Genomic DNA, 26,248 nt, shown 5'->3' on the forward strand with positions numbered 1-26,248 from the left:
TAATGTGGTCTGTAGTGGCATAATACGTCTATATAGTGGACAAACGGGCAGTTCGGAGGGAGAATACGAAGTATTCTGCCGGTCAAATCTCGCGGAAGCTGCCCAGCCGCGTGCCGTCCAGCAGGTACGCCTGTCCGTCGACCAGCGCGTCCGGGAGGAAGGGAGCGAGAAACTCGTCGTTCGTGTTGACCCACGTCCCGCCGACGAGATCGTTAAACGCCGGAACGACGATCAGCTCGGACGCCGCGACCGGCGCGTCGTACCGATCCTCGAAGACGCCCCTGTTCAGCTCCCCCCGCAGCCAGACGCGCTCGGCGCGGCTCCCACCGACCTCGTCTTCGAGCCGGACCTGCGGGTGTTCGTGCGCCACACAGACGATATCGGCCGCGAGGACGTCCGGGTCGGGCCACGTGTGGCCGTGGGCAAACCCCACCGCGCCGAGTCGGACGCCCCCGCCTTCTGTCACCGTGACCCCCTCGATCCACGACTCGATTTCGCCGTCGTGGTTTCCCTTGACGAGCGTCACGTCGACCGCGGGAAGCGATTCGAGCAGTACCTCTATCTCCCCACGCTCCGCGCCGCCGGGGCCGCCAATGGAGTGCATCAGGTCGCCGAGGACGATCAGGCGTGTCGCGTCGGTCCCGACGAGCAGTCGCTCGATCCGGTCGCGGCGCGTCTCCGCCCGGCTATCGAGCGAGAGCCCGCGTTCCGCCCGGAGCGCGGATTCGATCCCCGCGTGGACGTCCGCGAGGACCAGCGCTGGCTCGCCGTCGATATCCGCGACTGCAGCGGGCTCACCGGGGAGCGGCTCGACCGTCGCCATCAGATCGGCTTCAGGGTGTCGTCGGTCGGCTCGTAACACCGACCGCCCATCAGTGCCTCCTCGATGGCGTCCTCGACGTCCGGTTCGGTCATCCCCGTATCCTCGATCACCGCGTCGATCAGGTCGTACCGGTCGACGCCGTCGCCGTCGTCCAGTTCCTGCATCGTCTCGATGACGACGTCGGTCAGCGTCACGTCGTCGGGGATGTTCACCGCTTCCTCGCCGGGACCTGTCTCCTCCCCTGGTTCTGTTTCCTCCTCGGGCTCTGCTTCTTCCTCTGATCCGGTGTCGTCGGTCGTCGTTTCGTCTTTGGCTGTGGTGTCGTCGTCGGATTCCGTATCGTCCTCTGTGGACGCTTCGATGTCCTCTTTGGCCTGCTCGCCGAGTTCGTCCGGATCGGGTGTCTCGATGTCGACCTCGCCCGGTTCGGGCACCTCGGTTCCGGTGGAGAACTCGGTGCCGTACTCCTCTTCGATCTCCTCTCGTTCGTCGTCCGAGAACTCGTACATCTCGCCCGTCGCCGAGTCGTCGGAGTCCGGCGCGGTCGACTCGGCGTCCTGATCGGGCTCCGTTCCGTCCGAGGTTGGCGCAGCTTCGTCCGCTCCGGCAGCCTCGGCCTCGGTATCGTCGTCCCCAGTCTCGAAGTTGCCGACGGACTCGCTGGCCGCCATTGCATCGTCGGCAGTCACGCTCTCGTCTGGCTCCTCGCTCACCGTTTCCGTCTCGGATTCGCCGGTCGAATCCCCCGATACTTCGTCTACCGGTTCCGAACCCGGATCGTCGTCGACGACTGATTCCGGATCGTCGTCGCTCGCCGTCTCCTCTGTCTCCGCTTCGGACGGCTCGTCGGGGGTCTCCGGTTCGCCCGCGACGCTGTCGTCCGCACTCTCCACATTGCCCGGATCGGGTATCTCGCCGAGGCCCTTCGGCAGGTCGTCGACAGTTACGCTCCCGTCGCCCTCGCCGGGTGCAACGGCCAGATCGGCTACTTCATCGCGCTCGCCCGCGACGGTTTCGGTCGCCTGGACGGCGAGGTCGTGGATCGCGTCGAGATACGCCGGCGTCGTGTCGTAGTGTTCCAGCGCGAGTCGGATCCCGTTCGCGTGTTCGGATGTCGCGCCAGCGTCGACGAGCAGGGATTCGAGTTCCTCGCCCGCTTCCGGGCGCTCCAGCGCGGTCGCCATCGTCGCCACGCGCTCTACCGTCTGCTCGGCAGTGCCGACGATCCAGCGGTCCCGGGTTGCGGCGTCGACCTGATTGATGCTTTCCGGCCGGATCGACGTGAAGATCCGATCCGAGTCCTCGGGCTGGAAGGTCCGGGCCTTGCCGGTGATAGCAAGGAATGCGGGCGGATCGGTCCGTTCGAGGAAGGCCAGCTCGTCGGGCTGGTACTGCCCGGCGTAGACGACGAACGCGCCGGTCGGGTCGACGATCCGCGCGCGCAACACGTTCTCGTTGACCTGTTCAATCTCGGTGAGGACGCCGACCACGAACATGCGATTGACGCGCGCGCCGGTCGGCGTCACGACGTAGTTCGGGGCGCGCTCCTCGTCGCTTTCCCTGTAATCGAGGGTCGCATCCTCGAACTCCGCCGCAAAGAGCCGATAGGCAACCTCGCGGCGACCGACCTCGTCGGATCCGCTCATCCGCGCACCTCCGTCAGCAGGGCGGTTGCACGCGATTCTGGCTCGTCGTCGACCTCGGCGAACGCCGAGGCATCGAGGTTCGCGCCGTACTCGTCGACCGAGAGATGCCCGCGGATGCGGAACTCCCGGCCCACGATCTCCTCGCGGATCGAGTCGGCGACGACGGTCTGGTCCATCGCCTCGCGGGCCTGTTCGCGCGCCTTCTCCAGGCCGCCGCCGTAGATCTCCTCGGTGATTTCGGCATCGAGCACTGCAGTGAGCGTTCCGGTCCCGTCGTCGACGATCGCCTTCACGCGCAGGTCGTCGTAGCCGTCGACCTCGCCGTGTGTGCGACACTGGCCGTTTTGCACGACTCGATCGCACTCGGGACAGCGCTGGATCAGGCCGGAACCCTCCCGGACCGAGAGCACGTGCCCCGTCACCTCGACGTCGTAGACGCCACCCGCATCGATCGCTTCGCCGATCGGGAGTCGAGTGCCGGTATCGCTGACCTCGACTGTCCGATCGAGGACCGAAACGGTCGAGAACTCCGAGACGTTGATCGACGGGACGCCACGGTACTCCCGGACGTAGGCATTTTCGACTCTCACCGAGTTCCCCTCGGTCTCGAGGTCGGGATGTGGGTCCCAGTCAGTGAACGGAAGCTGTCCGGTTTCGTCGGCGAGCACGCCGCTGAGGATATCAGTTTCCCCGTCGCGGCCATCGATCGTCCGGCGCTCGACCTCTGCCACCTGTACTTCGACGTTGACGCCGCGGTCGCCCGTCTCGATGTCCACGAGGTCGGCATCGCCGCCGATCTCGTAGGGTACGTCGAGGGGGTCCTCTTCGACGGCGACGCTCGTCCCCTCGCCGAGGTTGAGCTCCGGCTTCCCATCCCACTCGCGGACACCCGCATTGCCGATCGTGAGCGTGTCGCCGGCCGAGAGCCCGAAGTCCTGCCACGCCGTATAATCGATCCTGCCGGACTCGTCGGCGAGCGTCCCCTCAAAGATTGTCTGGTCGTCGCCCTGATATCGGATCGAGCGCTTGCCGACCGTCAGTACGCGCGCGGTGACGGTGACGCTCCCGTCCGCGGTCGTGATCTCGTCGATCCCGTCTTTTGATTGTGTTCCCGTGGAGTCACTACCGCCGCCGTACTTGCGCCGCAGGCTCTGTACGGCCTCGTCGATCGGCACGCTGTAGGCGACCAGGTTCTCCAGGTCCTCTGTGACCTCCTCTTTGTCAACACCGAGGTCGGAGGCGAGCTCCTCGGCACGTTCTTCTACCGTCATCGCTCCCCACTTCGCAGCGAGTGATTAAAAAGGATTGGCGGAAAGCGGGAGGTGAATCGGGTCCGTCGCCCGCGTCGCCGTTCGGTCAGTTTTCGTCTTCTTCTTCGACGACTTCCGGGTCGCTCATCGCGCTCTGGAGGCTGTCGAGACCGTTAACCCACGTCGAGACGAGCCCGTACTCGAGCTCTTCGGCGATCGAGAAGTCGAGTTCCTCGCCCTCGATGATCATCGTCCCGGCCTGCACGAGGTAGCCTAGCGCTGCGTCGATGTCCTCTTCGGCCTCAGCGTCCGCAGCCGCGCGGACGTACTGTTCGATACCGGCGTCGTCGGGCGCACCGTTGGCGACGTACTCCTCGGCGGCATAAAAGACACAGACGAGGCTGGTCTGGACGTCGTCGACGAGCAGTTCTTTCTCCTCGTCGTCGAACTCGACCTCGCTCAGCACGATCTCGCGGATCTCCTCGATCTCGTCCATCGCCGTGTCGGCGTCGATCTCGCCCTCATCGTGGGCCGAGACGACTTTTGCGACGGCGATCGCGGCATCGTCCTGCAGGTTGAGCAGGAGGCGTGCGGAGTCCTCGTCCTCGGGATCGAGATCCTCGTCGGTAATTCGGTCGAGCCAGTTCTGCCAGCGTTCCTCTGAGTAGAACTCGTTCGGCGGCGCGCTCATACTCTGACGGTACGCTGGCGGCTTGAAAACCCTTTCTCTCCGAGAGCTTCGGACGAACCTGCTTTTATCCCGTAGAAACGGCCCCTAGAGACACGGAGAAGCCAGTTTAGTGCTCGTCCAGTCGTTCGTATACTTGCGAGACGATTTATAAATGATTGCGCGTTTTGATCCCGTACGCTGTGCGAGGCGTCTCGACGTGTGCGATTCTCACGGCGTCGTCGTGGCCCTCCTCCAGTAGCCAGCGAACTCGCCGTGGGACGGTTTTCGGTCCCATCACTGCGCCGGGTCGGTCCGGATCGTCGACGAAGTCGGTCTCCATGAGGAACGGCTCGCCCGTCTCGGCTGCGACGCGCAGGCGGTCCTTCTCGCTCATCACGCTCGGGATCGGACCGGCGAGCGTGCCGCCCGAGTAGTGCTTGACGACCTTTTCGGCCGGAAGGCCGGCGTCCTCGGCCCAGTCGGCGACCTCGGTCAGATCGTCGCTTCCCTCGGTGTGTAACTGCACAGCGCAGTCCAGCTCAGCACCCAACTCGAAGGCATGGCGCATGACTGCGTTCGAGGCGTCCCACACGGCATCCTCGACGTCGTAGTGAGGCCGTCCCGATTTGAGCGCGAGCGCCCGGCCGTCCTCGACGATCTCCGCGGCGACGTCCAGCCCGGCCTGCATGAGATTGCGCGCCTCCTCGGGCGTGAATCCTCGCTCGTCGACGAGCCGGGAGATCAGGCCCGGGTGGACGCCCAGAACGGGCCACGCCCGCCCGTCGAGCAGTTCGCTCGCGTCCTCGACGACCGCGATCGTGCGCTCGAACACCTCACGGAAGTCCTCGCCCGTCTCCGCCTCGACGTCGAGATGCCACGAGGGCTTGTTGACGACCAGCAGATGCGTCCCCCCGAGTCGGGCGAAGTCCTCGACTGCGTCGAGTCCCCGCCCGTAGTCGGGATCGAGGTGCATGTGGTTGTCCAGTACCGGCGTGTCGAGTTCCATGGGTCGAGGTTGGAGGGTAGCGTCGAAAGGACTTCGTTTCGACCCGAACGGTCGTCCGTCGTCACTAACTTCGAAAAGTGTATTCTTATACTTCAAAATCTATAGCTATTCACTTCGAAAAGTGTAGTCGTGGTTTCCCGGCGTTTCCTCACTCCCCGAGCAATACGGCGTCGTTCGCCGCATTCCGTAGCGCATCAGATCTGCCGTGCGTCCCAGGAGCGATCGCCACGGTACGGATGCCGTTCCGGCCCGCGGTCTCCAGCACCGGCTTGAAGTCCGTATCCCGCGAGGCGATCACCAGCACGTCGATCTCGTCGCGGACGGCCGTTTCGGCGGCGTCGATGGCGAGCTTGACGTCGACGTCACCGCTCGTGATGACGACCTCGTAGCCCCGCGCTTCGGCGGCCTGAATCAACCCCGGCGTGGCGTGTTCGTCGAGATAGAGTCGCGTGACGCCCAGCTGGCCGAACTCCGCGGCGGCGTCCCGAACGTCGTCGAGGTCGACGTCGAACTCGTCGCGGAGCACGTTCGGACCGTCCACGAACAGCCCGACCCGAACGCGGTCGGCGTTGTCGACCGCCGATATCCGGTCCTGCAGGGCGCGTAACCGATCAACCATGGGCGTTCTATCCAGTCTCGGCGGAAAGGTGTGACGAAACGCCGGGCGCGACAACTGCTCGATCCCCGGCACGGAACGGACGGAAAACCATTACTCCCTGCCCGACAATCCACCCGTATGTCACTTCGCCTGCCGCCGCTCGCTGCGGTACACGACGACCGGGCCGCCAAACTTACCGACTTCGGCGGCTGGGAGATGCCCGTCGAGTTCGACTCGATTCGGACGGAACACGAGGCCGTCCGCGAGTCTGTCGGGATCTTCGACGTGTCACACATGAGCGAGATCGCGGTGAGCGGGCCCGAGGCCACCCGACTGATGCAACGGTTGACCTCGAACGACGTCACCGCCCTCTCGCCGGGTGACGCCCAGTACTCGATGATCACCGACGAGGCCGGGCTGATAATCGACGACACGGTGGTCTACCGGCTCCCCGAGGGCGACCGTGTGGTCGCCCCGGATGGCGACGACGCCCGGTATCTGTTCGTCCCGAACGCTGGCCACGACGAACTCATGTACGACCGGTGGGTCGCCCACCGCGACGAGTGGGGTCTCGATGCGAGCGTTACGAACCGCACCGAGGAGTACGCGATGGTCGCCCTGCAGGGACCCGACGCGCCGGACACGCTCGCGGCAGTCACCGCGGGGGACATCCGAAATCTCTCTCCATTCCAGGCCGAGTACACGACGGTCGCGGGCGTCGACGCGCTCGTCTCCCGGACGGGCTACACCGGCGAGGACGGTTACGAGATCCTCGCGCCGTGGGACGAGGCCGAGACGGTCTGGTCGGCCTTCGAGTGTCAGCCCTGTGGACTCGGTGCACGCGACACGCTCCGGATCGAAGCCGGATTCTTGCTCTCGGGACAGGACTTCGACTACGAGACAGACCCCCGCAATCCCTACGAGGCGGGCGTCAGCTTCAGCGTCAAACTCGATACCGAATTCGTCGGACGTGACGCGCTCGAAGGCGTTCACGAGGAGGGATCGGACCAGAAGTTCGTCGGCCTCCGTCTGATCGACCGGGGCGTCCCGCGGCACGGCTATCCGATCACGACGCCCGACGGCGAGACGATCGGCACCGTAACGAGCGGGACGATGAGCCCGACGCTCGACGAACCGATCGGACTGGGCTACGTCGACCACGAGCACGCCGACGTCGGTGAGACCGTCCGCGTCGAGATCCGCGGCCAGCCGAAAAAGGCAAGGGTCGAACCAGCAAACCTACTGGACGAATACAGATGAGCTTCGAAACCCCCGACGAACTCGGCTACCTGGAATCCCACGAGTGGGCGCGACGCGACGGAGACACCGTTCGCGTCGGCATCACGGACTTCGCGCAGGACGAACTCGGCGACGTCGTCTTCGTCGAACTTCCCGACGTCGGCGACGATCTCGACGCCGAAGCGCAGTTCGGCGTCATCGAGAGCATCAAGGCCGTCTCGGATCTGTACGCCCCCGTGAGCGGCGAGGTCACCGCGGTCAACGAGGAGCTCTTTAGCGCCCCGGAACTCGTCAACGACGACCCCTACGGCGAGGGATGGATGCTCGAACTCGAACTCGCCGACGAGAGCGACCTCGACGACCTGCTGTCGGCCGAGGCGTACGCCGACCAGACGGAGTAAGCCTACTCGAACACGATCGGTCCGTTTTCCGGCTCCAGTCGAACCCTCTCGCCGAGCGACAGCGGCGCGATCGGCGTGAGGACGGCGATTCGGTCGCCCGGCTCCATCGGCGGCGGTACGACGGACTCCGGCATGGTCGACACGACGTGAGGGGGCTGAAAGAGGTCATCCCGACCGAATGCAGCATTTGATATAGCGTTGATTGATATACGCCTGTTTCGCATCGTCTCAGTTCCCTGTACGATATCGCCAACTGCAGCGTCGCAGTCTCCGGAACCGGGATTCTGATATACGACTAGTCGTAACCCCCACTCGTGACAGCTCTACACGGTAGCCGGGTGGGAATCCAGCCGTGACCCGCTCCGGTGGAAGCCCGTACGCGCCCCACACTGACGCCGAGACTGCGGCGATGCTCGCCGACATCGGTGTTGAGGCGGAGGCCGACCTGTTTGATATCCCCGAGGGGGTCGGCTTCGACGGTGCGTTCGGGATCGATTCACGCAGTGAACGAGAAGTACGAACGGAGGTCGAACGGATGCTCGGCCGCAACGACGACATGGTCGAGTTGCTCGGCCGCGGCCACTACGATACGTACGTCCCCTCGCTGGTCGACAACCTCTCCCAGCGCGCCGAGTTTCTGACGTCGTACACCCAGTACCAGCCCGAGGTCTCGCAGGGCTTTCTGCAGGTACTGTTCGAGTACCAGTCGATGCTGGCCGAACTCACCGGGCTCGAAGTCGCGAACTGCTCGATGTACGACGCGGCGACGGCCCTCGGTGAGACGGCGACCCTGGCCGATCGGATCAGATCGACGACCGGCCAGCGCGTGCTCGTGCCCGCTCATCTCCGCTCGGGCAAACGTGGGGTGCTGGACAACTACGTCGCCGGAACCGACCTGCACGTCGAGTCGTACCCGATGGACGACGGCTGTGTCGACGTCGACGCGCTGGCCGAGCTGGTCGAGGACGACGTCGTCCTCGTCTACGCGGAAAGTCCGACGGTTCGGGGCGTTATCGAGGAACGACTGGATTCCATCGCCGGAATCGCGGACGGCCACGACGCCCTCTTTGCACTCGGCTCCGATCCGGTCTCGCTCTCGGTGCTCGAAAAACCGGCACGGGTCGGTGCGGATGTCGTGATCGGCGATGCGAGCGTCCTCGGTCTCCCGGCGAGCTACGGCATGGGACTGGGGATGTTTGCCACCCGCGAGGAGTACGTCCGGCAGGTGCCGGGACGGCTGGTCGGGGCGAGTGAGGACGCCGCGGAGCGACGCGCCTACACGCTCACGCTCCAGACCCGCGAGCAGCATATCCGGCAGGAACGGGCGACAAGTAACATCTGCACGAATCAGGCGTGGGTCGCGCTCCGTGCAGCCATCCACGCGGCGTGGCTCGGCCCGAGTGGCCTCGTCGAGACCGCACGGGACTCGATCGTCCGGACGAGCCGCCTCGCCGACGCCCTCGACGAGCTTTCGGGGATCGACGCCCCCGTCCACGACCGTCATCACCTCCGCGAGTTCGTCGCGGAAACCGAGCAGCCCGCAGTCGACATCGTCGATGCACTCGCCGATCAGGGCTATGCAGTTCATGCCGTCGATGACCACGAAATACAACTGTGCGTGAACGACCTCACCGAAGACGATCTCGACGGCTTCGTCGCCGCCGTTACCGAGGTGATCGAGGGATGACGTTCGATCAGGCCCGCTGGCGACGTGACGACGAGTCGGTCTACGAACCGCTGCTGTCCGAGAAGGACGAGACGACGGTGGAGATCAACGGCGGTGACGCTGAATCAGCTGATGACAGCACTGTCGACGTCCCACTGCCCGACGAACTCACCCGTGACGAACTCACGCTTCCAGAGCTTTCCGAACCTGAACTCGCGCGTCACTACACCCGACTCTCGCAGATGACCTACGCCATCGACACGGGACCGTATCCGCTGGGCAGCTGTACGATGAAGTACAACCCGAAGTTCACCGAGGACGTCGCCGGTCTCAGCGACGCCGCCATCCACCCGGATCGGCCCGAACGCCGAAAACAGGGCACTCTGGAGCTTCAGTACCGACTACAGGACTACCTCGCACGGATCGGCGGGATGGATGCCGTCTCACTGCAGCCCCCAGCCGGTGCGGCTGGCGAGTTCACCGGCATTCTGGTCGCAAAGGCCTATCACGAAGCGCGAGGCGACGACCGGAGTGAGGTTATCATCCCGGAGAGCGCTCACGGGACGAACTTCGCCAGCGCCGCCCTGGGCGGCTACGACGTGGTCTCGCTGCCCGGCGGCGAGGACGGTCGCGTTGATCTCGACGCTCTGGACACCGCGCTGTCCGAGGAGACCGCAGCGCTCATGCTGACGAACCCGAACACGCTCGGCCTCTTTGAGCGCGATATCGAGGAGATCGCCGCGATGGTTCATGACGTCGGCGGACTGCTCTATTATGACGGTGCGAACCTGAACGCCCTGCTCGGTCGCGCCCGCCCCGGCGATATGGGCTTTGACATCATGCACTACAACGTGCACAAGACGTTCGCGACGCCCCACGGGGGCGGTGGCCCCGGCGCGGGGCCGGTCGGCGTCGTCGACGAGCTTGCCGAGTTCCTGCCTGCTCCCCGGGTCCGGCGTTCCGAGATGGGCTACGAGGAGTTCAGGCCCGAACACTCGATCGGCAAGGTTCATGGCTTTTCGGGCAACTGGCTCGTCCTCGTGAAGGCGTACGCCTACATCGCTCGGCTCGGCGACGAAGGGCTCGCGGACGCCAGCGCGAAGGCCGTGCTGAACGCCAATTATCTCGGCGAGCAGGTCGAGTACGAGGTCCCATACGGTCCGTTCCACCACGAGTTCGTGGCCAGTGCGGGCGAGCAGGACGCCGCCGATGTCGCAAAGCGGATGCTCGATTACGGCGTCCACCCGCCGACGACGAAGTGGCCCGAAATCGTCGGCGAGGCGCTGATGACGGAGCCAACCGAGATCGAGAGCAAGGATACACTCGATCAGCTCGCACGGGCGTTCAACGCGGTAATCGAGGAGGACGACGAGACGCTCGCGAGCGCTCCCGAACGAACGGCTGCGCGGCTGATCGACCAGACGGCGGCCGCCCGAAACCTGCGGCTCTCCTGGCAGGCACTCGACGAATAGGCTAGTAACCTCTACCCGGTTTTGGCAGTGAATTCAGTAATCCTTAATAACGAAACGCGCTTCGATTAACATATGACTGTCGTAAGCGTCTCGATGCCCGAGGAACTGCTCGAACGGATCGACGAGTTTGCCGACGACCACGGCTACACCGGCCGTAGCGAAGTTATGCGGGAAGCATCCCGGGGATTGCTGGGTGAATTCGAGGACAAACAGCTCGAGGGGAAGGAGCTAATGGGCGTGGTGACCGTCGTCTTCGATTACGAGACAACCAGCGTCGAAGAGCAGATGATGCATCTTCGTCACGAACACGAAGATCTGGTCGCCTCGAACTTCCACAGCCACGTCGGCGAAAGCTACTGCATGGAGCTCTTCGTGCTTGAAGGTCAGCTAGAGGAGATCTCGACGTTCGTCGGCAAGATTCGGGCGACTCAGGATACTCTCTCGGTCGATTACTCCGTGCTCCCGCTCGACGAGTTCGCACGAGGGATCTCCGAAGCGCTCTAGTACGACGGGTTACCGCTTCTCCCGATGACAAGCTTCAAGTTTAGACTGAATCTAAACCGACTATGGACGACGCCGAGCAGTCACGATTTGCCCGCGCCTCGTGGGTCAACGTGCTCGGAAACGCGGCCAAAATCGTCGTCGAGGGGGCAGTCGGCCTCGCCTTTGGCTCCGTGGCCCTGCTGGCCGACGCCGCACACTCGATCGCCGATCTGGTCGCTTCGATCGTCGTACTGATCTGGGGGCAGGCCCGGTTCAAGGATCCCGACGCGACACATCCCCACGGCCACTCGCGGATAGAACCCCTTACGGCGCTGTTCGTCGGGGTCGCGATCGCCCTCCTCGGAATCAATCTTCTGTACGAGTCGGTGCAGGGCCTGCTCGCCGACGAGTTTGCCCAGTTCAGCTACCTTCTACTCGGCGCGCTCGCCTTTGCGATCGCCGATATGTACGCCGTCTACTGGTACACGAAGCGAGTTAATGAGGATCTCGGCTCGACCGCGCTGTCGGCACTCGCCACCGACTGCCTGAACGATATCTACACCTCGCTTGCGGTCGTCGCGGGCGTACTCGGCGTTCTGCTTGGCTATCCACTGCTCGATCCGCTTGCCGGTGCACTGGTGAGCGTGCTGGTCGTGTATCAGGGCGTTTCGATCGGGCGGGAGAACGTCTCGTATCTTGTCGGCGCAGCACCGTCGGACGAGCAGCGGGCGGCAGTCCGGGAGACGATACAGTCACATCCGGATGTCCAGGGCGTTCACGATCTGGTCGTCTTCTACGATGGGACAGTCCTGGAAGTCGAAGCCCATGCCGAGGTGGACGGGGGCCTCCCGCTCCGTGAAGCCCACGATGTGGAGTCGGAGCTCGTCGACATGTTGCGGGCCGAAGAGGACGTCGGGGACGCCCATGTTCATCTCGATCCATCCGGCGTGGGTGAGTGGAAAGACGCCGAGGAGAACAACTAGGCAGCGGCCGTGTCGACGTCCTCACCGATCCGAACGACGCCACGTTCACACTCCGAACAGCGCCACTTCGTCTTCGTACCCAGATGGAGTTCCGTGCTCGCCGCGAGCCAGAACGTCGTTTCACCCTCGCAGGTGGGGCAGTAGATCTCGCGTTCCATACCTCGGTGTTTCCGGTCTGTCCGCTTAATCCCTCTGATTGGGGGCAGTCCCGTTCGATAGTTGGAATCGCTCAGGATAGCCCGGTAACGGTAAAAATCAAGGTATATATGCTATGTAGCTATACAAAACTCATCGTTCGGTGCCGCTCCCAGTTTCTAAGAATCACAGCATCTTTTTCGAGGGTGTCGTCCCGACTCTCACCCGGAACGATGGATCAGGAGACACTACAATCCGAACTGGAAGCGACTGGCGAACTGATGGTAAACGTCGAGGAGTTCGACGTGCCTCTGGAGCTACACCTTCACGACACCGAAATCGGGACAGAACAGGTCACGCTGGACCTGTCGGACGGGACGCTCACGTTCGCGCTCGATTCGATCACCGGCTACTGGAAACACTACCACTCGCTGGCGGACTACGGGCTAGAGTAACCCGGTCACATCCGGTTTTGCCGTGACCGCTTCGGGTAGCATCAACTAAGGTCGCTCGGGCCCACAATCCTCGTATGAAGATCTACACCGGTCGCGGTGACGAGGGAATGACCGATCTACGGAACATGTCGCGGGTCTCGAAGACCAGCGCGCGTATCGAGGCCTACGGCACCGTCGACGAGGTTAACGCCCTCATCGGCGCAGTCCGGCCGAGCGGCTACGACGACATCGACGACCAGCTCGAACGGATTCAGAACCACCTTCACATCGCACAGGCGGACCTCGCAAACCCTGCACCCGAGAAGGACGACCCTGTCATCACCGAGGGGCACGTCGAAACGCTGGAAGGCTGGATCGACGACCACGACGAGGAACTCGACCCGCTGGAGAGCTTCATCCTGCCCGGTGGCGGCGAAAGCGGTGCGAGCCTGCATCACGCACGGGCTGTCTGTCGTCGCGCGGAGCGCCGTGCCGTAGCGCTGGCTGCCGAGGAGACGATTAACGACGTCGTGATCGAGTACCTGAACCGGCTTTCGGACGCGCTGTTCGTGCTCGCTCGCGTGGTGAACAAGCGCGACGACGTGCCTGAAGAGAATCCGACCTACTGAGCTACTCGCCTCCTGTCCGTCTTCTACTCGTCCGCCTCGTCGGGCGTGAGTCCGACCAGCGATCGGCCGAGTACGTCAGCGTACCCCGAGCACGTCATCTTGAACGTCGGCACGCCGACAAAGGGGAGCGACGTGAGTGTCAGGAGAGGACGATCGACGTCGACGCCGAGCGAGCGCGACCCCTTTTCGACTGCGTTCAGAAGCTGTGCCGTCTCCTCGACTTCGAGATCGGCGGCGACGCCAGCGATCCGATAGGGAAGCTCGGCGATTGCCTCGCCGTCGCGGATGACCGCCCAGCCGCCGCCCTGCGCTTCGACGTGTTCGACCGCAGCCGAGAGGGCATCGTCGCTCGTCCCGACCGCCAGTACGCCCGTCGACTCCATGGTCATGCTGGTTGCGATCGCGCCCTCTTCGATCCCGTAGCCCGCCAGAAAGCCAGTGAATCCGGTTCCATCGGCGTCGGGATGGCGGTCCAGCAGCGTGACCTTGGCGATGTCCCGCTCAGGTGCGGCGTGGAGGGTCCCGTCCTCGACACGCGGCTGGACCGTCGTCTCGGTCGAGAGCAAGCCCTCGCCGATTTCGATCGCGCGCACCCGACCGTCCGCGTCGGCCGCGCTCGCGGGGACGGTGAACCGTTCCGGATCGCTCTCGACGTCGATCGAGTCGTAGACGAACTCGGGGTACTCGTGGCTCCTCGGCGCAACCTGATGTACGCCCTTCTCGACGACGACCTCACCGCCCGAGAGGACGGTGGCGACGTTCATCGCCGTCAGATCGTCGACGATTACGATATCGGCGACGTTACCGGGTGCAAGTGAACCCCGGTCGTCGAGCCCGAAATGTCTTGCCGGGTTCAGCGTGGCCATCCGAAGCGCATCGGCGGGATCGACGCCCGCATCGATGGTCCGCCGGACGACGGCGTCCATCGCCCCCTCGTCCAGCAGGTCGCGGGGCCACATTCCGTCGGTCGACAGCGAGAGCTCCGAGGAGCCGACCCGATCGACTGCGTCGGCGAGGGCGTCAATATCGTCCCGGATCGTCCCGTACCGTCCGATCGTGTGGATGCCGCGCTCGACCCGGTTGATCATCCCGTCTCCGCTGATCGCCTCGTGATCGTTGTCGACGAGTCCGGCGAAGGCGGTCAGTTTCTCCTCCCGACAGCCAGCGCCGTGACCGCAGATCGGCTTGCCAGCGTGGCGGGCGCGGTCGTACAGATCGTCGAGGTCGTGGTCCCGACCGACGAGGTGGATCCAGTCGGTTTCGCCGACGCCGACGACACGGTCGTCGTCGAGCAGGTCGACGAGCGCTTCGGCTTCCTTCTTGCTTGCGCGTCGTCCCTCGAACGTGTCGACGAGGGGCATCGTCGGCACGGTCACCCTGACGGTGATTGGGAGATAGGCAGTCGCCGCGAGCAGCGCCTCGACGCCGCGTGCGCCAAACAGGCTTCCAGGCCCCGACGCTTCGGTAACGACAGTCGTGGTTCCAGTGGCCAGCACGTGGTGATAGGCGTTCTCCAGCGACTGGACGGTATCGACGTGCGTGTGTGCGTCGATCAGTCCCGGCAGGACGACCCGCCCGTCAGCTGATAGCTGGGTAGTTTCGGGGCCGATGACGTCGCTGGCATCGTCGGGGAGTGCGGCGATCTCGTTGTCGACGATAGCGACATCAAGCGAACGGAACTCGCGGGTCTCGGGCAGGAAAACGCGTCCCCCTGTGATTGCGATATCGGCGTCGGCCTCGCCGAGCGCAACCGCCTGTGTGCGGTTCATCTCTTTGTATACAGGGTTCGGCCGTCCTCTTCAATCGCACGCACTTTGTCACGCGCTTCGAGCACGTCAAGATGGCCGACCGCCTCGCTCATCGCGGGGAAGTACTCGATCACCGGCAGGTCGTCGAACAGCCCCTCCATCACTTCACGGGCGCTCGTCTCCCCATCGAGTAGCGCGAGGACGTTCTCTGTCCGGTCCTCGTGGGCCGTCAGGATCTCACTGATGCGGTTGGATGGCTCCGTGATGAGCTCACCATGGCCGGGGAGAAGTTGATCGAAGGGACGGTCCCGGAGCTGCGTTAGCGACTCGTTGTACGTCGGTAGTACCCGTGGGCGTTCGTCAGTGTCGTTCATCGGCGGCCGCAAGAGCGGGTTCGGCGTCACGTCACCGAGAACGTGATCGCCGACGACCGCCCGGTTCTCTCCGTCGGCCTCGTAGCTCAACAGCAACTCGCCCGCCGCGTGTCCATGGCGGGTCTCGACCGTCAACTCGACGCCGTTGATAGCGACACTATCGCCGTCCGTGACGACCCGGTCGACCGGTGAGTTCGGCGCGTACGGCAGGTAGGCTTCGGGAAGCGTTATTACGCTTTCGACGGTCGACCGTTCGAGTCCGTGGCGAACGAAAAACTCCTCGAAAAAGGACTGTTCGTACGCCAGGCGCTCGTCGAATGCCTCGATGATCGTCGCCGTGTCGGGACTGGCGATGACGTCGATTCCGCGGTCATGGAGGCGCTTTGCCATGCCAAAGTGATCCGGGTGCGGATGTGTCACAACCACTCGTTCGAGATCGCTGATCCGGCAGTCTTCGGCCGCCAGTTTCTCCGTAAGCGTTTCCCACCCCTCGTCGCTGTCGGGACCGGGATCGATCAGCGTCCCATCGGCGAGATATGCGTTCACTGGACCGACCTGAAACGGCGTCGGGATCGAGAGCCGACTGAACATCGTGCGTGGCTGGGCCGCGGAGCGGTAAAACGGTTTGTGAACCGGTGACGCACTACTGGCGGTTGTCCCCGCGTTCGGCCGCTGGAAATCCGGAAATACTCTGTCTCAGTTAGAGGTCCTCATGTCGTCATCCTCCAATTCTCAGTACTACTGTAGTGCGATTATCTGTATAGTCAGAACGACACGTCAGATCGGTTAGGGCACAAGAGTTATATCTGTCCCTTGCGTAAGGTCGGATATGAACAAGCACTTCGAGGATGCACGATACTACCTGACCCGCGCCGGAAAGAAAGCTAAACAGGGCGTTGCCGAGGAGCTCGAACCCGTCGAGGAGAAGTTCCGGGAACTAACGGGCGGCGACGAAGAACCGGAGGCGAGCCGCCTCGACAAGATCCGGGCCGACCTCGAAGAGATCGAGGAACGGGCCGAAGGTGAGGCAAAAGAGGCCGTCGGAAAGGCCCGCGAGCGGATCCACGCCTATCGTCACGGCGAGGACGCCGCACCTGCCGAAAGTAAGGCTTAAGTTCGGAGCGGCGGTACGATTTTTTACGCGGGTTGGTGGTCTAGTCTGGTTATGACATCGCCTTCACACGGCGAGGGCCGCAAGTTCAAATCTTGCCCAACCCACTGATTTTGCTGTGAGCAATCCGCGGCCAGCAACTCCGCCATGTTGGGACGGTTTGAACTACGCAAGGCGCGCGGAGCGAAGTTGACGACGTCACGACGAAGAGCGTAGCGACGGGTCAGAACGCGTGTTTCCCATATCACGGCGACCGAATCGAGATGCCGTCTACGACCTCACACGACAGTTCTTGAACTGCTTAAAATTTTTATTGAACGAGGAACTTCCTCAATCACTTGAACAACTTTATCAGGCCAAACGAGTAAAGATCTGACGATGAATTGGTCCAATCAGGACTGGTGGCCGAATCAGCTGGATCTGAAAACACTCGACCAGAACGCCCGCGATGTCGGGCCGATGGATGAGGAGTTCGATTACGCCGAGGAGTTCGAGTCGCTCGATCTCGACGCCGTAAAAGCCGACATCGAGGATGTTCTCACGACATCACAGGACTGGTGGCCGGCCGACTACGGCCACTACGGGCCGTTGATGATTCGAATGGCCTGGCACAGCGCGGGCACGTATCGGACCAGCGACGGCCGGGGCGGTGCGGCAGGTGGCCGACAGCGCTTCGCACCGATCAACAGCTGGCCGGACAACGCGAACCTCGACAAGGCCCGCCGACTGCTCTGGCCGGTCAAACAGAAGTACGGCCGCAAACTCTCGTGGGCCGATCTGATGATTCTGGCAGGAAATGTCGCCATCGAGTCCATGGGCTTCGAGACGTTCGGGTTCGCTGGCGGACGTGAGGACGCGTTCGAGCCTGACGAGTCGGTCTACTGGGGACCCGAAGACGAGATGGAAGCGAACGAGCGCTTCGACGAGCCGGGGGGCATTCAGGAAGGACTCGGCGCGTCCGTCATGGGCCTCATCTACGTGAACCCGGAGGGGCCGGACGGGAACCCCGATCCGGAGGCCTCGGCGGAGAACATTCGACAGACGTTCGACCGCATGGCGATGAGCGACGAGGAGACGGCGGCGCTCATAGCGGGTGGACACACGTTCGGGAAGGTTCACGGCGCCGACGATACGGACAATCTCGGCCCCGAACCCGAAGCCGCCCCGATCGAACAGCAGGGGCTGGGCTGGGAGAACGAGCACGGCTCCGGCAAGGGGGCCGACACGATTACCAGTGGCATCGAGGGTCCGTGGACCCAGTCTCCGACAGAGTGGGATATGGGCTATCTCAACAACCTGCTCGATTACGAGTGGGAACCGGAGAAAGGTGCCGGCGGGGCCTGGCAGTGGACGCCGAAAGACGAGGAGCTAGAAGACACCGTTCCGGACGCTCACGACCCATCCGAGACGCAAACGCCGATGATGCTGACGACGGATATCGCGCTGAAGCGGGATCCCGAGTACCGCGAGATCGTCGAGCGGTTCCAGGAGAACCCGATGGCGTTCGGGATGGCCTTCGCGAAAGCCTGGTACAAGCTGACCCACCGGGATATGGGCCCGCCCTCGCGGTTCCTCGGTCCCGAGGTTCCGGACGAGGAGATGATCTGGCAGGACCCGCTTCCCGACGCGGACTACGATCTCATCGATGCGGACGACGCGGCGGCGCTCAAAGAGGATCTCCTCGGGTCGGAGCTGTCGATCCCGCAGCTGGTCAAGACGGCGTGGGCGTCGGCGTCGACGTACCGCGACAGCGACAAACGCGGCGGCGCGAACGGAGCCCGGATCCGCCTCGAACCCCAGCAAAGCTGGGAGGTCAACGAGCCAGAACAGCTAGCGACCGTGCTGGAGACGCTGGAGGAGATTCAGGCGGAGTTCAACGATTCCCAGTCCGATGACACCCGGGTATCGCTGGCCGACCTGATCGTACTGGGCGGCAACGCGGCCGTCGAACAGGCCGCTGCAGAGGCTGGCTACGACGTAACAGTTCCTTTCGAGCCGGGGCGGACTGACGCCACTCAGGCACAGACCGATGTCGACTCCTTCGAGGCACTCAAACCGAAGGCCGACGGGTTCCGGAACTATCTCGGCGACGACCTCGACCAGCCCGCGGAGGAACTGCTCGTCGATAAAGCCGAGCTGCTGAACCTGACGGCGTCCGAGATGACTGTCCTCGTCGGCGGGATGCGCGCGCTCGGAGCCACTTATCAGGACTCGGATCACGGCGTCCTCACCGACCGGCCGGGGACGCTGACAAATGACTTCTTCGTGAACCTGCTGGATATGGACACGGAGTGGGAATCCGCGTCAGACGGTATCTATGAGGCCTACGGTCGGGACTCCGGCGAACTCGTATGGACGGGCACCCGTGTTGATCTCATCTTCGGATCGCACTCCCGACTCCGTGCTATCGCCGAGACCTACGCGGCCGATGACGCCGAGGAGACGTTCGTTCAGGACTTCGTCGACACCTGGGCGCACGTAATGCAACTCGACCGCTTCGATCTCGAATAGACGGCCTGCTCCTTTTCTGTACTGCAGTTGTGGGTTCGCTGACAGCTAGTTCTGATCACGCCCGTCACAGTCTGCTCCCGGCACAGGGAACTGTTAGTAGGTTATCTTTACCTGCCGGTAGACGACGTATAGTTACGTCGCAGGTCGACGATAGTCGATTCAGTCTATGGCCGAGCTATCGGGATCGACCGTCGTCGTGCTCGTCGTTGGGGTGGCGCTGATCGGGATAGGTATGATCGGTCTGACCTCCGAGGTGGGATGGGGGTCATCCGTTGGTGACGATACCGCCCCGTTACAGAACGAAACAACAGGTGAACAGAGCGATCAGGATCAGAGCCAGGATACGGTCGAAGAACCGTACATCGAACCGGTCCCAGAGCGCGGTGATCCGTATTTCGAGGCTGAAGCCAGCGACGGCAGCTGGATAAGTTACGTCAATCCCCGTGACGAGTATCGCGATCCGTACCTCGGCGATGGCTCCGGGAAGCTCTGTGTGTCGCTGTACAACGACGACGGTGAGGTAGTGGTCGGGGAGACGGTCCCGAACACCACGGTTACAGTCCCGACCGGCGAATCGCTGGACTGGCACTCACACGCCGACCCGTTCGTGGTCGAGCTCCCGCTGACCGAGCACTACGAGCGCCCACTGGATGCCGATCAGTTCGGTACTGATCCGGATCTCCCGCAGGGCGACGGCTATCTCGACTCGCACTGTCTGGAGATTCACGGCATGCCCGCGGATGGCACAGTCGAGTACGGCGAGGCGGAAGTCGACGGCGAGTACGAGGACCGGATCGAGGTAGTCGGATATCTCCAGCAGGACGCCCAGTCGTGGAATTCGAGTGTCGACCCGCTGGCCGATGCTCGCTCCTACGAGGAAGCCGGTGGTGGCTGGACGTATGATCCGGAGCACTCACACGGGCAGATGGTTGTCGTCCTCCAGCTTGATCATGACGAGACGGACACGAACGGAGAGGACGATGATACCAGTACTGACGACAACGGTGTTGACGATACTGATCAGGAACACGGGGAGTCTACTGACCAGGATGACGACTCCGAGAACGGCGATGACGAGAGCGAAACCGATCAACTGGACGCGGACGACTCGCTGTCAGGGTTTGGGATCGTCGCTGTCGTCGTTGCCCTGCTCGCGGTAGCGGTGTACGCTCGGCGTCGGTGAGTCCTACTCCAGTTGCTCCAAGGCCCATCCGGCGTGCTCGCGTACCTCCTCGTTCGGGTCGTCGGATTCGAGCGTTTCGAGCCGTTCTCTGGCGTCCTCGATGTCGAGCGACCCGACCGCCTTGCAGGCATTGCTACGCACGATAGGCGCAGGGTCGTCTAGTCTCTCTTCGAGTCGGTCGGTCGCCTCGACGATCGCATCGGGACGTTCAAGCCCGACGTGCAGGATCGCCGAGACGGCGTTGCCACGGACGTATTCGTCGTCATCGTCGAGACGCTCGGTCACGACGTCGACCGCATCGGTCGTACGGTCCGGATGCTCCTGTGCGACGTCCGCGATCAGACCGATGGCGTTCCCCCGGACGCCCGGATGGTCCGCGTCGGCAAGCGCCGTCAGTTCATCGATGGCCTCGACCGCAGCCGACGGATACGCCGATGCGATCGCGCCGAGCGCGGACAGCGCGTTGGTCTGATAGGCAACCGCCCGATCCGATATCCCGTCCAGTAGCTGTGGGACGACTGGTTTGACTTCCTCGGGGTAGCCCACGGCGAGCTGTGAGAGGACGTAGAGCGCGTTCGTCCGCGTCGGATCGTCGGCGTCGAGCAGGGCAGACAGCGTCGGGACGAGATCGAGCAACCCTTCGGGATCCGTTGCAACGAGCTCCACGCAGCAGCCGGTCGCAGCCTGCGTGCTCTCGTCGTCCTCGACAGTCACGTGTTCGACGATCACGTCCTTGTGGTCGAGCACCGCTTCGGGATGGTCGACAGCGATTGCACGGAGACAGCGTAACAGCAGGGGATCGGCATCGAGCGAGGGGCGACCGAGTAATCGGGCGACCAGCCCAGCGAACTCCCCGTCGACGTGTTGCCCGCTCTGGGCCACTTCCAGCAGGGCAGCCACGGCGTCCGCGTGAACACCGGGTGGAAGCGCCGGGTCAGAAAGCAGCGCGCGGATCCGACCGGTATCGACATCGGTTGGCGAATCCAGTGCGCGTTCGCGGAGCGCGGCCGCCAGTTCTGCCGGATCGGTGTGGTCGCCGTCCATCTACCGTACCGAGGGGGTTCCCGGTGAAAAAACCTCTTGCCGTTTCCCCGACGGATGGAACGCCTTTTTTGTCCGGGTCGATACTACCATCGAGTATGTGGACGACAGCCAACACCGATGCGTTCGCGTTCGATAGCCACTGCGACACCGTGGCCCGGTGCTGTCGTCTGAGGGGGAGCGGCGTAAGGCGAACTGAACCGGTCGATCAATTGCCTGGACAGCGGACACTGATTCATGTTTGAGCGACTGCGCGAGGACGTCCGGACGGCGCTGGAGACCGACCCTGCCGCGAAAACCCGTCGCGAGGTCATTACTTGCTATCCTGGCCTGCAGGCCGTCTGGCTCCATCGGATCGCCCATGCTCTCTGGTCGTGGGGCTTTCACTGGCTCGCCCGCCTCGTCTCACACCTGTCCCGCGGGCTCACGAATATCGAGATCCATCCCGCAGCGGAGATCGGACGGCGCTGTTTCATCGATCACGGTTCCGGCGTCGTGATCGGCGAAACGGCCGCGATCGGCGACGACGTTCACATGCATCACGGCTGTACGCTGGGCGGTAACTCGCCGTATCCCGAGAAGCGCCATCCGACGCTCGAAGACGGCGTGACCCTCGGCGCGAACGCCACGTTGATCGGTGACATCACGATCGGGGAGGACGCCACCGTGGGTGCTGGCGCGGTCGTGGTCGAGGACGTCCCGCCGGAAACGACCGTAACCGGCGTCCCGGCCGAGCCCGTCGAACGGACCGGCTCGACGCCAGCAAACGGCGTCGACAGGCCCGACGTGCGCGTCGAGTCGATAGGCGAGGACGATATCGATGGGACCGCACACGGCGTCCTGCTGGACACTGATACTCCAGATCCGGACCGACTGCTCGCCGAGGTCGACGACGCGCTCTCGGAGCTCGATCAACGCAAGGACGAACTCGAAGCGCTCCGGGAGGACGTTGAACGCCTGCGTGAGGACTAGTCGAGCAGGTGCCGTGCGATGATCGTCTTCTGGATTTCGCTGGTGCCCTCGTAGATAGTCGTCACGCGGGCGTCCCGGTAGAGCCGTTCGACGTCGAACTCGGTGACGTAGCCGTAGCCGCCGTGGAGCTGAACTGCCTCGTTGGTAACGTCCATGGCGGTTTCGCTGGCGACGTACTTGGCCACGCTTGCCTGCAGGGGGCCGTCGTCCCCGCGGTCGTCTGCCCGGGCAGCAGTGAGTGTGATCGCCCGGGCGCTCTGGATCTCCGCGTACATCTCCGCAATTTTGTGTCGAACCGTCTGAATGTCGGCGATTGGACCGCCGAACTGTTCGCGCTCGCCGACGTACTCACGTGCCATGTCGAAGGCCGACTGGGCGAGGCCGACTGACTGGGCGGCGATCCCGATTCGTCCGCCGGTGAGGATCGAGAGCGCGGCGCTCAGGCCCTCCCCCTCGGGCGTCAGCCGGTTCTCGGCGGGGATCCGCACGTCGTCGAAGGTGAGCGAGGTGGTGTCACTGGCGCGGAGGCCGAGTTTCTCCTCCGGATCGCCCACTGAGAGGCCGTCAGCGTCGCCCGGAACGACGAATTGCGTGATCGAGTCCGGATCCTCGCTGTCTGTCTTCGCGAAGACGATGTAGACGCCCGCACGCTCGCCGTTGGTGATCCACTGCTTCTCGCCGTCGAGGACGTACTCTGTCGGGTCGCTGTCCCCATCGCCGCCCACGGGTCGGGCCTCGGTTGTCATCTCGGCGGGGTTCGAGCCCGCTCCCGGCTCCGAGAGTGCGAACGCGCCGACGGGTCGCCCCTTTGCCATCTCGGGGAGCCACCGGTCTTTCTGTCTCTCGCTACCGAACTCCGCGATACACGAGGTTGCCAGACAGTGGACCGACAGCGCGGTCGCTACCGCCAGCGCGCCGTACGCGACCTCCTCGTTGACCAGTGCGTAGGTCACTCGATCGGCGTCGTAGCCGCCGTAGGCCCCGGGCGTTGTCAGTCCGGTCAGATCGAGGTCCGCCAGCCCGTCCCAGATGTCCTCCGGGAACTGTTCGGTCTCGTCTGCCTCCCGGGCGATCGGCTGAAGCTCCTCGACAGCGAACTCGTGGACTACGTCCCGGATGGCCTGCTGTTCGTCGGACAGTTCCATACCGGTAGTTCCGGCGCTCACGCGAAAAAGCTAGGGCGCAGTCAGAATTGACTGAAACGACGGATGAGCATATCGGTCCCGCCCGCGAAGACGAGCAGGTACAGGATCACGCCAGCGGGTACGAGCAGTACGAACTGGATCGCACTCTGGGTGATCGGATCCGGCGGCGACGCCAACACCCCGATCAGCGTTGCCCCCACAACGGTGCCGTACAGCCACGCCCCCAGCTGTCACGCCGCGAAAGCGGGGCGTCTCGGCGTCCTGCCCGGACGGCAAAATAGGCGTACAGGGGGTGGAACGGGACTGGGAACAAAGCGACGCCGATCGACCAGTACACTGGTTGGATTCTCGAAAATCGTCCGACGTCGCGGGGGATACTATGGCACAAGCACACAAACTGGACTGCGAATCGGTGTCGGATACGTGTCGGTTCATCATTCAGTCCGAAAACGAGGAGGAAGCGGTTGAACTGGCAAGCAAACACATGCGGAGGTCTACGAACAGGAGTTCACCGAAGACGAACTGCGTGAGGACCATTTACAGATCGTCTGATCTACTCTCACCCCTGTTTTTCTGTCCCGCTTTGATGATAGCTCACTCGTCGACTAACTCGACATCCAGCCGCTTTTCGAGCGCCTCGATGAGGGAGCCGCCGATGCCGGACTCGACTGCACGACTCTGTTCGACGGCGAGGAGATCGGACTCGGGAACGCCGAGCTCATCGGCGAGTTCCTCGCGCTGGAGTCCGGCATTCTGTCGGGCGTCTTCGACGATTTCGCCGTAGCCACGGATCAGATACGGAAGCTGGTCGTCGTCGTAGTCGGTCCCGCCTTCTTCCCAGTGGCTCGTATCGCCGTCCCACATGCTCTCGCTGCCGGTCTGTGGGCCGCTCGATTCGGGCGCCGTCGAGGACGAGCCAGTCGAGCCACTGTCGCTCCCGCCGCCCTGCTTCCGCCGCTGTTTCTTGTCCTTGTGCGCGTTGTCGTCGTGTGGGCGACAGTCCGGACAGACATCGAGCGTCGCGCCCGCGACCTTCGCGGTGCGAAGCGACTCGCTGGTCGCGCCACACAGCTCGCAGGCACCGCCGTCCCCCGAGTCCGAGGAGCCGCCGGTCGAGTATTTGGCCATACGTCGTGTAGAACGGTCGGTCATTTGAATTTCGCGGTCCACAGCCAGCAGTTCACCTCGCTCAAGAAATTTCGAGTGCGTCCCGATCCGCGCCCGCGAGTTCACAGAGTGCGTCGGCTTCGAGCAGGTGGAGTTCGCCGGGGATGACGAGCAGGTGGAGCGGCTCACCGAACTCGCGCTCGGCGAGGTCCGACAGTGGGGCAGCCTCGACCAGCGGTTCCGGACTGCCCGCACGGGCGACGACCACTCCTACGAGGTCTGGGTACTCCTCGGCGAGCAACTCAGCGCCGACGTCGGCGGTCATGTACTCCTCTCGGTCGGCCTTGATGTCGAGGTAGACGACCGTATGCAGGTCCGCATCACGGTTCGCCTCGATGGTGTCGGTGACGCTCGCGGGCAACCCGTCCGCGCCGTGGGCGTAGGGGAACGGAAGCGTCGTCGCCTTGCCAAAGCGGTAGTTCTGCAGGCCGGTGAGCGAACTCGTCGCCGTCTGGGCGGTGATGCCGTGGATCACGCGAGTCTCGATGCCGCGCTCGTGGGCACGCAGGCGCAGGTCGACGTGGGTCGTCGAGATCATAGTATCCCCGGCAGTGAGAAAGACGGCGTCGCCCGACGCGGCGGCGTCGAGGATCGGTTCCGGATCCTGTTCGACGCCCGCCCGGTCGCGCACGTCGATCTCGGTGCCGTGGTGGGCTTCGAGCTCCTCGGCGCTGGTACCGATCAGCTTGCTGGTGTAAAACTCCGCGAACGCGCGATCGGCCTCGCGCAGGGCGCGCTGGCCCTCGACCGTGATCGAGCGCTCGTCGTAGAGTCCGAGTCCGACGAAAGTGAGCATGAGCATCTTCCGGCCCGGTGAGTGAAAAGCGCCGCGTGTTCGCGCTCGGGTGGGAGCCGCACTGTTGCCCTCTATAGACACAAACGACAAAACCGAGCCGTCCGAAAGGCAGGTATGGTACTGAAAGAATCAGATCCGGCACTGGAGGACGGCGATCCAGCACCCGACTTCGAACTGCCCGGAGTCGACGGCGAGACGTACACCCTCGACTCCTTTGCGGACAATGAGGCACTCCTGATCGTCTTCACGTGTAACCACTGCCCGTACGCGAAAGCGAAGTTCGACCACCTCAACGAGCTCGCGGCGTCGTACGAGGGCGCCGCCGTCGTCGGCATCAACCCCAACGATGCCGAGGAGTATCCCGACGACTCCTTCGAGGCGATGGTCGAGTACGTCGATGACGGTACGATCGCCTACGACGCATATCTTCGCGACGAATCTCAGGAGGTGGCCGAAGCCTACGGTGCGGTCTGTACGCCTGACCCGTTCCTCTTCGCGAACGAAGACGGCGAGTTCCGACTGGCCTATCAGGGCCGTCTTGACGACGCCATGGATCCCGACTCGGACGCGACCGAGTTCTACGTGCAACAGGCGATAGAATCGATCCTGGCCGGTGAGCCGGTTGACGTTGAGTGGCGTCATTCGCAGGGCTGTTCGATCAAGTGGCGCGACTAGCGTGGGCCAGCGTCGGGCCTGCTCGGCGGCGGCGAGCACGGTCTGACCACCCAACATAGCGCCAACGTGCTTGCGGTGGCAGGCACCATG

General features: G+C 63.7%; 27 protein-coding genes, 1 tRNA gene and 2 pseudogenes. 15 read left to right on the top strand and 15 right to left on the bottom strand.

The features are described 5' to 3' along the window. Window positions 1-82: 82 nt before the first annotated feature. The 6 genes from AArcS_RS03520 to AArcS_RS03545 all read right to left on the bottom strand — a co-directional run bounded on the left by AArcS_RS03520 (window position 83) and on the right by AArcS_RS03545 (window position 6,014). Window positions 83-823 (bottom strand): metallophosphoesterase, encoded by a 741-nt coding sequence (locus tag AArcS_RS03520; protein WP_238479040.1) that lies wholly within the window; start codon window positions 821-823, stop codon window positions 83-85. Next, complete coding sequence (locus AArcS_RS03525; RefSeq protein WP_238479041.1) at window positions 823-2,469, bottom strand: RPA family protein; 1,647 nt, start codon at window positions 2,467-2,469, stop codon at window positions 823-825. Before AArcS_RS03525 ends, AArcS_RS03520 begins: the two co-directional genes overlap by 1 nt. After that, window positions 2,466-3,740 carry a Single-stranded DNA binding protein gene (locus AArcS_RS03530; RefSeq protein ID WP_238479042.1) on the bottom strand — a complete coding sequence of 425 codons (1,275 nt, stop codon included), beginning with the start codon at window positions 3,738-3,740 and terminating at the stop codon, window positions 2,466-2,468. The genes AArcS_RS03525 and AArcS_RS03530 overlap by 4 nt, the downstream gene beginning before the upstream one ends. 85 nt (window positions 3,741-3,825) lie before the next feature. Then, on the bottom strand, window positions 3,826-4,410 hold the full coding sequence (locus AArcS_RS03535) for a DUF2150 family protein (RefSeq protein ID WP_238479043.1): 585 nt from the start codon (window positions 4,408-4,410) through the stop codon (window positions 3,826-3,828). A 145-nt stretch (window positions 4,411-4,555) separates the two neighbouring features. After that, window positions 4,556-5,395 carry a TatD family hydrolase gene (locus AArcS_RS03540; RefSeq protein WP_238479044.1) on the bottom strand — a complete coding sequence of 280 codons (840 nt, stop codon included), beginning with the start codon at window positions 5,393-5,395 and terminating at the stop codon, window positions 4,556-4,558. A gap of 148 nt (window positions 5,396-5,543) precedes the next feature. Further along, on the bottom strand, window positions 5,544-6,014 hold the full coding sequence (locus tag AArcS_RS03545; RefSeq protein ID WP_238479045.1) for an NYN domain-containing protein: 471 nt from the start codon (window positions 6,012-6,014) through the stop codon (window positions 5,544-5,546). A gap of 117 nt (window positions 6,015-6,131) precedes the next feature. On the opposite strand from AArcS_RS03545, the gene gcvT reads away from it, so the two are divergent. Next, entirely contained in the window at window positions 6,132-7,253 is a 1,122-nt protein-coding gene (gene gcvT / locus AArcS_RS03550) for a glycine cleavage system aminomethyltransferase GcvT (protein ID WP_238479046.1), read from the top strand. Then, window positions 7,250-7,633, top strand: a complete 384-nt coding sequence (gcvH, locus tag AArcS_RS03555; protein ID WP_238479047.1) for a glycine cleavage system protein GcvH — start codon at window positions 7,250-7,252, stop codon at window positions 7,631-7,633. Before gcvT ends, gcvH begins: the two co-directional genes overlap by 4 nt. 2 nt (window positions 7,634-7,635) lie before the next feature. Here gcvH and AArcS_RS15840 read toward each other — a convergent pair whose 3' ends face one another. Beyond that, on the bottom strand, window positions 7,636-7,767 hold the full coding sequence (locus tag AArcS_RS15840; RefSeq protein WP_259372676.1) for a hypothetical protein: 132 nt from the start codon (window positions 7,765-7,767) through the stop codon (window positions 7,636-7,638). A 218-nt stretch (window positions 7,768-7,985) separates the two neighbouring features. Here AArcS_RS15840 and gcvPA point away from each other — a divergent pair, with 218 nt between their 5' ends. From gcvPA to AArcS_RS03575, 4 genes are all read left to right on the top strand, one after another. Further along, the gene (gcvPA, locus tag AArcS_RS03560) at window positions 7,986-9,320 is read left to right on the top strand and encodes an aminomethyl-transferring glycine dehydrogenase subunit GcvPA (protein WP_259372677.1); all 1,335 of its coding nucleotides are present in this window, start codon (window positions 7,986-7,988) and stop codon (window positions 9,318-9,320) included. Continuing rightward, window positions 9,317-10,771: an aminomethyl-transferring glycine dehydrogenase subunit GcvPB gene (gene gcvPB, locus AArcS_RS03565; protein ID WP_238479048.1), complete on the top strand. Its 1,455-nt coding sequence runs from the start codon at window positions 9,317-9,319 to the stop codon at window positions 10,769-10,771. Before gcvPA ends, gcvPB begins: the two co-directional genes overlap by 4 nt. 72 nt (window positions 10,772-10,843) lie before the next feature. Next, window positions 10,844-11,275 (top strand): CopG family ribbon-helix-helix protein, encoded by a 432-nt coding sequence (locus AArcS_RS03570; RefSeq protein WP_238479049.1) that lies wholly within the window; start codon window positions 10,844-10,846, stop codon window positions 11,273-11,275. 62 nt (window positions 11,276-11,337) lie between these two features. Then, window positions 11,338-12,237 (top strand): cation diffusion facilitator family transporter, encoded by a 900-nt coding sequence (locus tag AArcS_RS03575; protein ID WP_238479050.1) that lies wholly within the window; start codon window positions 11,338-11,340, stop codon window positions 12,235-12,237. On the opposite strand, the gene AArcS_RS03580 is transcribed toward AArcS_RS03575, so the two are convergent. Further along, window positions 12,234-12,395, bottom strand: a complete 162-nt coding sequence (locus AArcS_RS03580; protein WP_238479051.1) for a DUF7838 family putative zinc beta-ribbon protein — start codon at window positions 12,393-12,395, stop codon at window positions 12,234-12,236. The genes AArcS_RS03575 and AArcS_RS03580 overlap by 4 nt on opposite strands. A gap of 210 nt (window positions 12,396-12,605) precedes the next feature. On the opposite strand from AArcS_RS03580, the gene AArcS_RS03585 reads away from it, so the two are divergent. Together AArcS_RS03585 and AArcS_RS03590 are read left to right on the top strand one after the other, a co-directional pair. Then, window positions 12,606-12,827 (top strand): hypothetical protein, encoded by a 222-nt coding sequence (locus AArcS_RS03585; protein ID WP_238479052.1) that lies wholly within the window; start codon window positions 12,606-12,608, stop codon window positions 12,825-12,827. A 74-nt stretch (window positions 12,828-12,901) separates the two neighbouring features. After that, window positions 12,902-13,435 carry a cob(I)yrinic acid a,c-diamide adenosyltransferase gene (locus AArcS_RS03590; protein WP_238479053.1) on the top strand — a complete coding sequence of 178 codons (534 nt, stop codon included), beginning with the start codon at window positions 12,902-12,904 and terminating at the stop codon, window positions 13,433-13,435. Window positions 13,436-13,458: 23 nt separating this feature from the next. Here AArcS_RS03590 and AArcS_RS03595 read toward each other — a convergent pair whose 3' ends face one another. Together AArcS_RS03595 and AArcS_RS03600 are read right to left on the bottom strand one after the other, a co-directional pair. Next, the gene (locus tag AArcS_RS03595) at window positions 13,459-15,204 is read right to left on the bottom strand and encodes an adenine deaminase C-terminal domain-containing protein (RefSeq protein WP_238479054.1); all 1,746 of its coding nucleotides are present in this window, start codon (window positions 15,202-15,204) and stop codon (window positions 13,459-13,461) included. Beyond that, window positions 15,201-16,148 (bottom strand): MBL fold metallo-hydrolase, encoded by a 948-nt coding sequence (locus AArcS_RS03600; protein ID WP_238479055.1) that lies wholly within the window; start codon window positions 16,146-16,148, stop codon window positions 15,201-15,203. The genes AArcS_RS03595 and AArcS_RS03600 overlap by 4 nt, the downstream gene beginning before the upstream one ends. A 238-nt stretch (window positions 16,149-16,386) precedes the next feature. Here AArcS_RS03600 and AArcS_RS03605 point away from each other — a divergent pair, with 238 nt between their 5' ends. The 4 genes from AArcS_RS03605 (at window position 16,387) to AArcS_RS03620 (ending at window position 20,362) form a co-directional block, all read left to right on the top strand. Next, complete coding sequence (locus AArcS_RS03605) at window positions 16,387-16,671, top strand: DUF7553 family protein (protein WP_238479056.1); 285 nt, start codon at window positions 16,387-16,389, stop codon at window positions 16,669-16,671. A 29-nt stretch (window positions 16,672-16,700) separates the two neighbouring features. Continuing rightward, a tRNA-Val gene (locus tag AArcS_RS03610) sits at window positions 16,701-16,775 on the top strand. Between the two features lie 271 nt (window positions 16,776-17,046). Then, the gene (gene katG, locus AArcS_RS03615) at window positions 17,047-19,179 is read left to right on the top strand and encodes a catalase/peroxidase HPI (RefSeq protein ID WP_238479057.1); all 2,133 of its coding nucleotides are present in this window, start codon (window positions 17,047-17,049) and stop codon (window positions 19,177-19,179) included. Window positions 19,180-19,345: 166 nt separating this feature from the next. Continuing rightward, window positions 19,346-20,362, top strand: coding sequence for a hypothetical protein (locus AArcS_RS03620; protein WP_238479058.1), 1,017 nt, complete (start codon window positions 19,346-19,348; stop codon window positions 20,360-20,362). Between the two features lie 3 nt (window positions 20,363-20,365). Here the strand turns inward: AArcS_RS03620 and AArcS_RS03625 are convergent, their stop codons facing one another. Further along, window positions 20,366-21,406, bottom strand: a complete 1,041-nt coding sequence (locus AArcS_RS03625; RefSeq protein ID WP_238479059.1) for a sister chromatid cohesion protein PDS5 — start codon at window positions 21,404-21,406, stop codon at window positions 20,366-20,368. A gap of 234 nt (window positions 21,407-21,640) precedes the next feature. On the opposite strand from AArcS_RS03625, the pseudogene cysE reads away from it, so the two are divergent. Next, a pseudogene (gene cysE / locus AArcS_RS03630) lies at window positions 21,641-22,147 on the top strand (serine O-acetyltransferase); the annotation flags it as partial. A 224-nt stretch (window positions 22,148-22,371) separates the two neighbouring features. On the opposite strand, the gene AArcS_RS03635 reads toward cysE, so the two are convergent. Together AArcS_RS03635 and AArcS_RS03640 are read right to left on the bottom strand one after the other, a co-directional pair. Then, window positions 22,372-23,520: an acyl-CoA dehydrogenase family protein gene (locus tag AArcS_RS03635; RefSeq protein ID WP_238479060.1), complete on the bottom strand. Its 1,149-nt coding sequence runs from the start codon at window positions 23,518-23,520 to the stop codon at window positions 22,372-22,374. A 41-nt stretch (window positions 23,521-23,561) separates the two neighbouring features. Then, a complete protein-coding gene (locus AArcS_RS03640; RefSeq protein ID WP_238479061.1) occupies window positions 23,562-23,720 on the bottom strand; it encodes a hypothetical protein in 159 nt (52 codons plus the stop codon). Between the two features lie 179 nt (window positions 23,721-23,899). Here AArcS_RS03640 and AArcS_RS15985 point away from each other — a divergent pair. Beyond that, window positions 23,900-24,072 (top strand): annotated as a pseudogene (locus AArcS_RS15985) (DUF1059 domain-containing protein). A gap of 42 nt (window positions 24,073-24,114) precedes the next feature. Here AArcS_RS15985 and AArcS_RS03645 read toward each other — a convergent pair. Both AArcS_RS03645 and dph5 read right to left on the bottom strand, forming a co-directional pair. Then, entirely contained in the window at window positions 24,115-24,648 is a 534-nt protein-coding gene (locus AArcS_RS03645; protein WP_238479062.1) for a helix-turn-helix domain-containing protein, read from the bottom strand. A 61-nt stretch (window positions 24,649-24,709) separates the two neighbouring features. Next, entirely contained in the window at window positions 24,710-25,483 is a 774-nt protein-coding gene (gene dph5 / locus AArcS_RS03650; protein WP_238479063.1) for a diphthine synthase, read from the bottom strand. A gap of 114 nt (window positions 25,484-25,597) precedes the next feature. Here dph5 and AArcS_RS03655 point away from each other — a divergent pair, with 114 nt between their 5' ends. Then, a complete protein-coding gene (locus AArcS_RS03655; protein ID WP_238479064.1) occupies window positions 25,598-26,158 on the top strand; it encodes a thioredoxin family protein in 561 nt (186 codons plus the stop codon). The last annotated feature ends 90 nt before the right edge of the window (window positions 26,159-26,248 follow it).

The sequence above is a fragment of the Natranaeroarchaeum sulfidigenes genome (assembly GCF_017094485.1).
GTDB lineage: Archaea > Halobacteriota > Halobacteria > Halobacteriales > Natronoarchaeaceae > Natranaeroarchaeum > Natranaeroarchaeum sulfidigenes.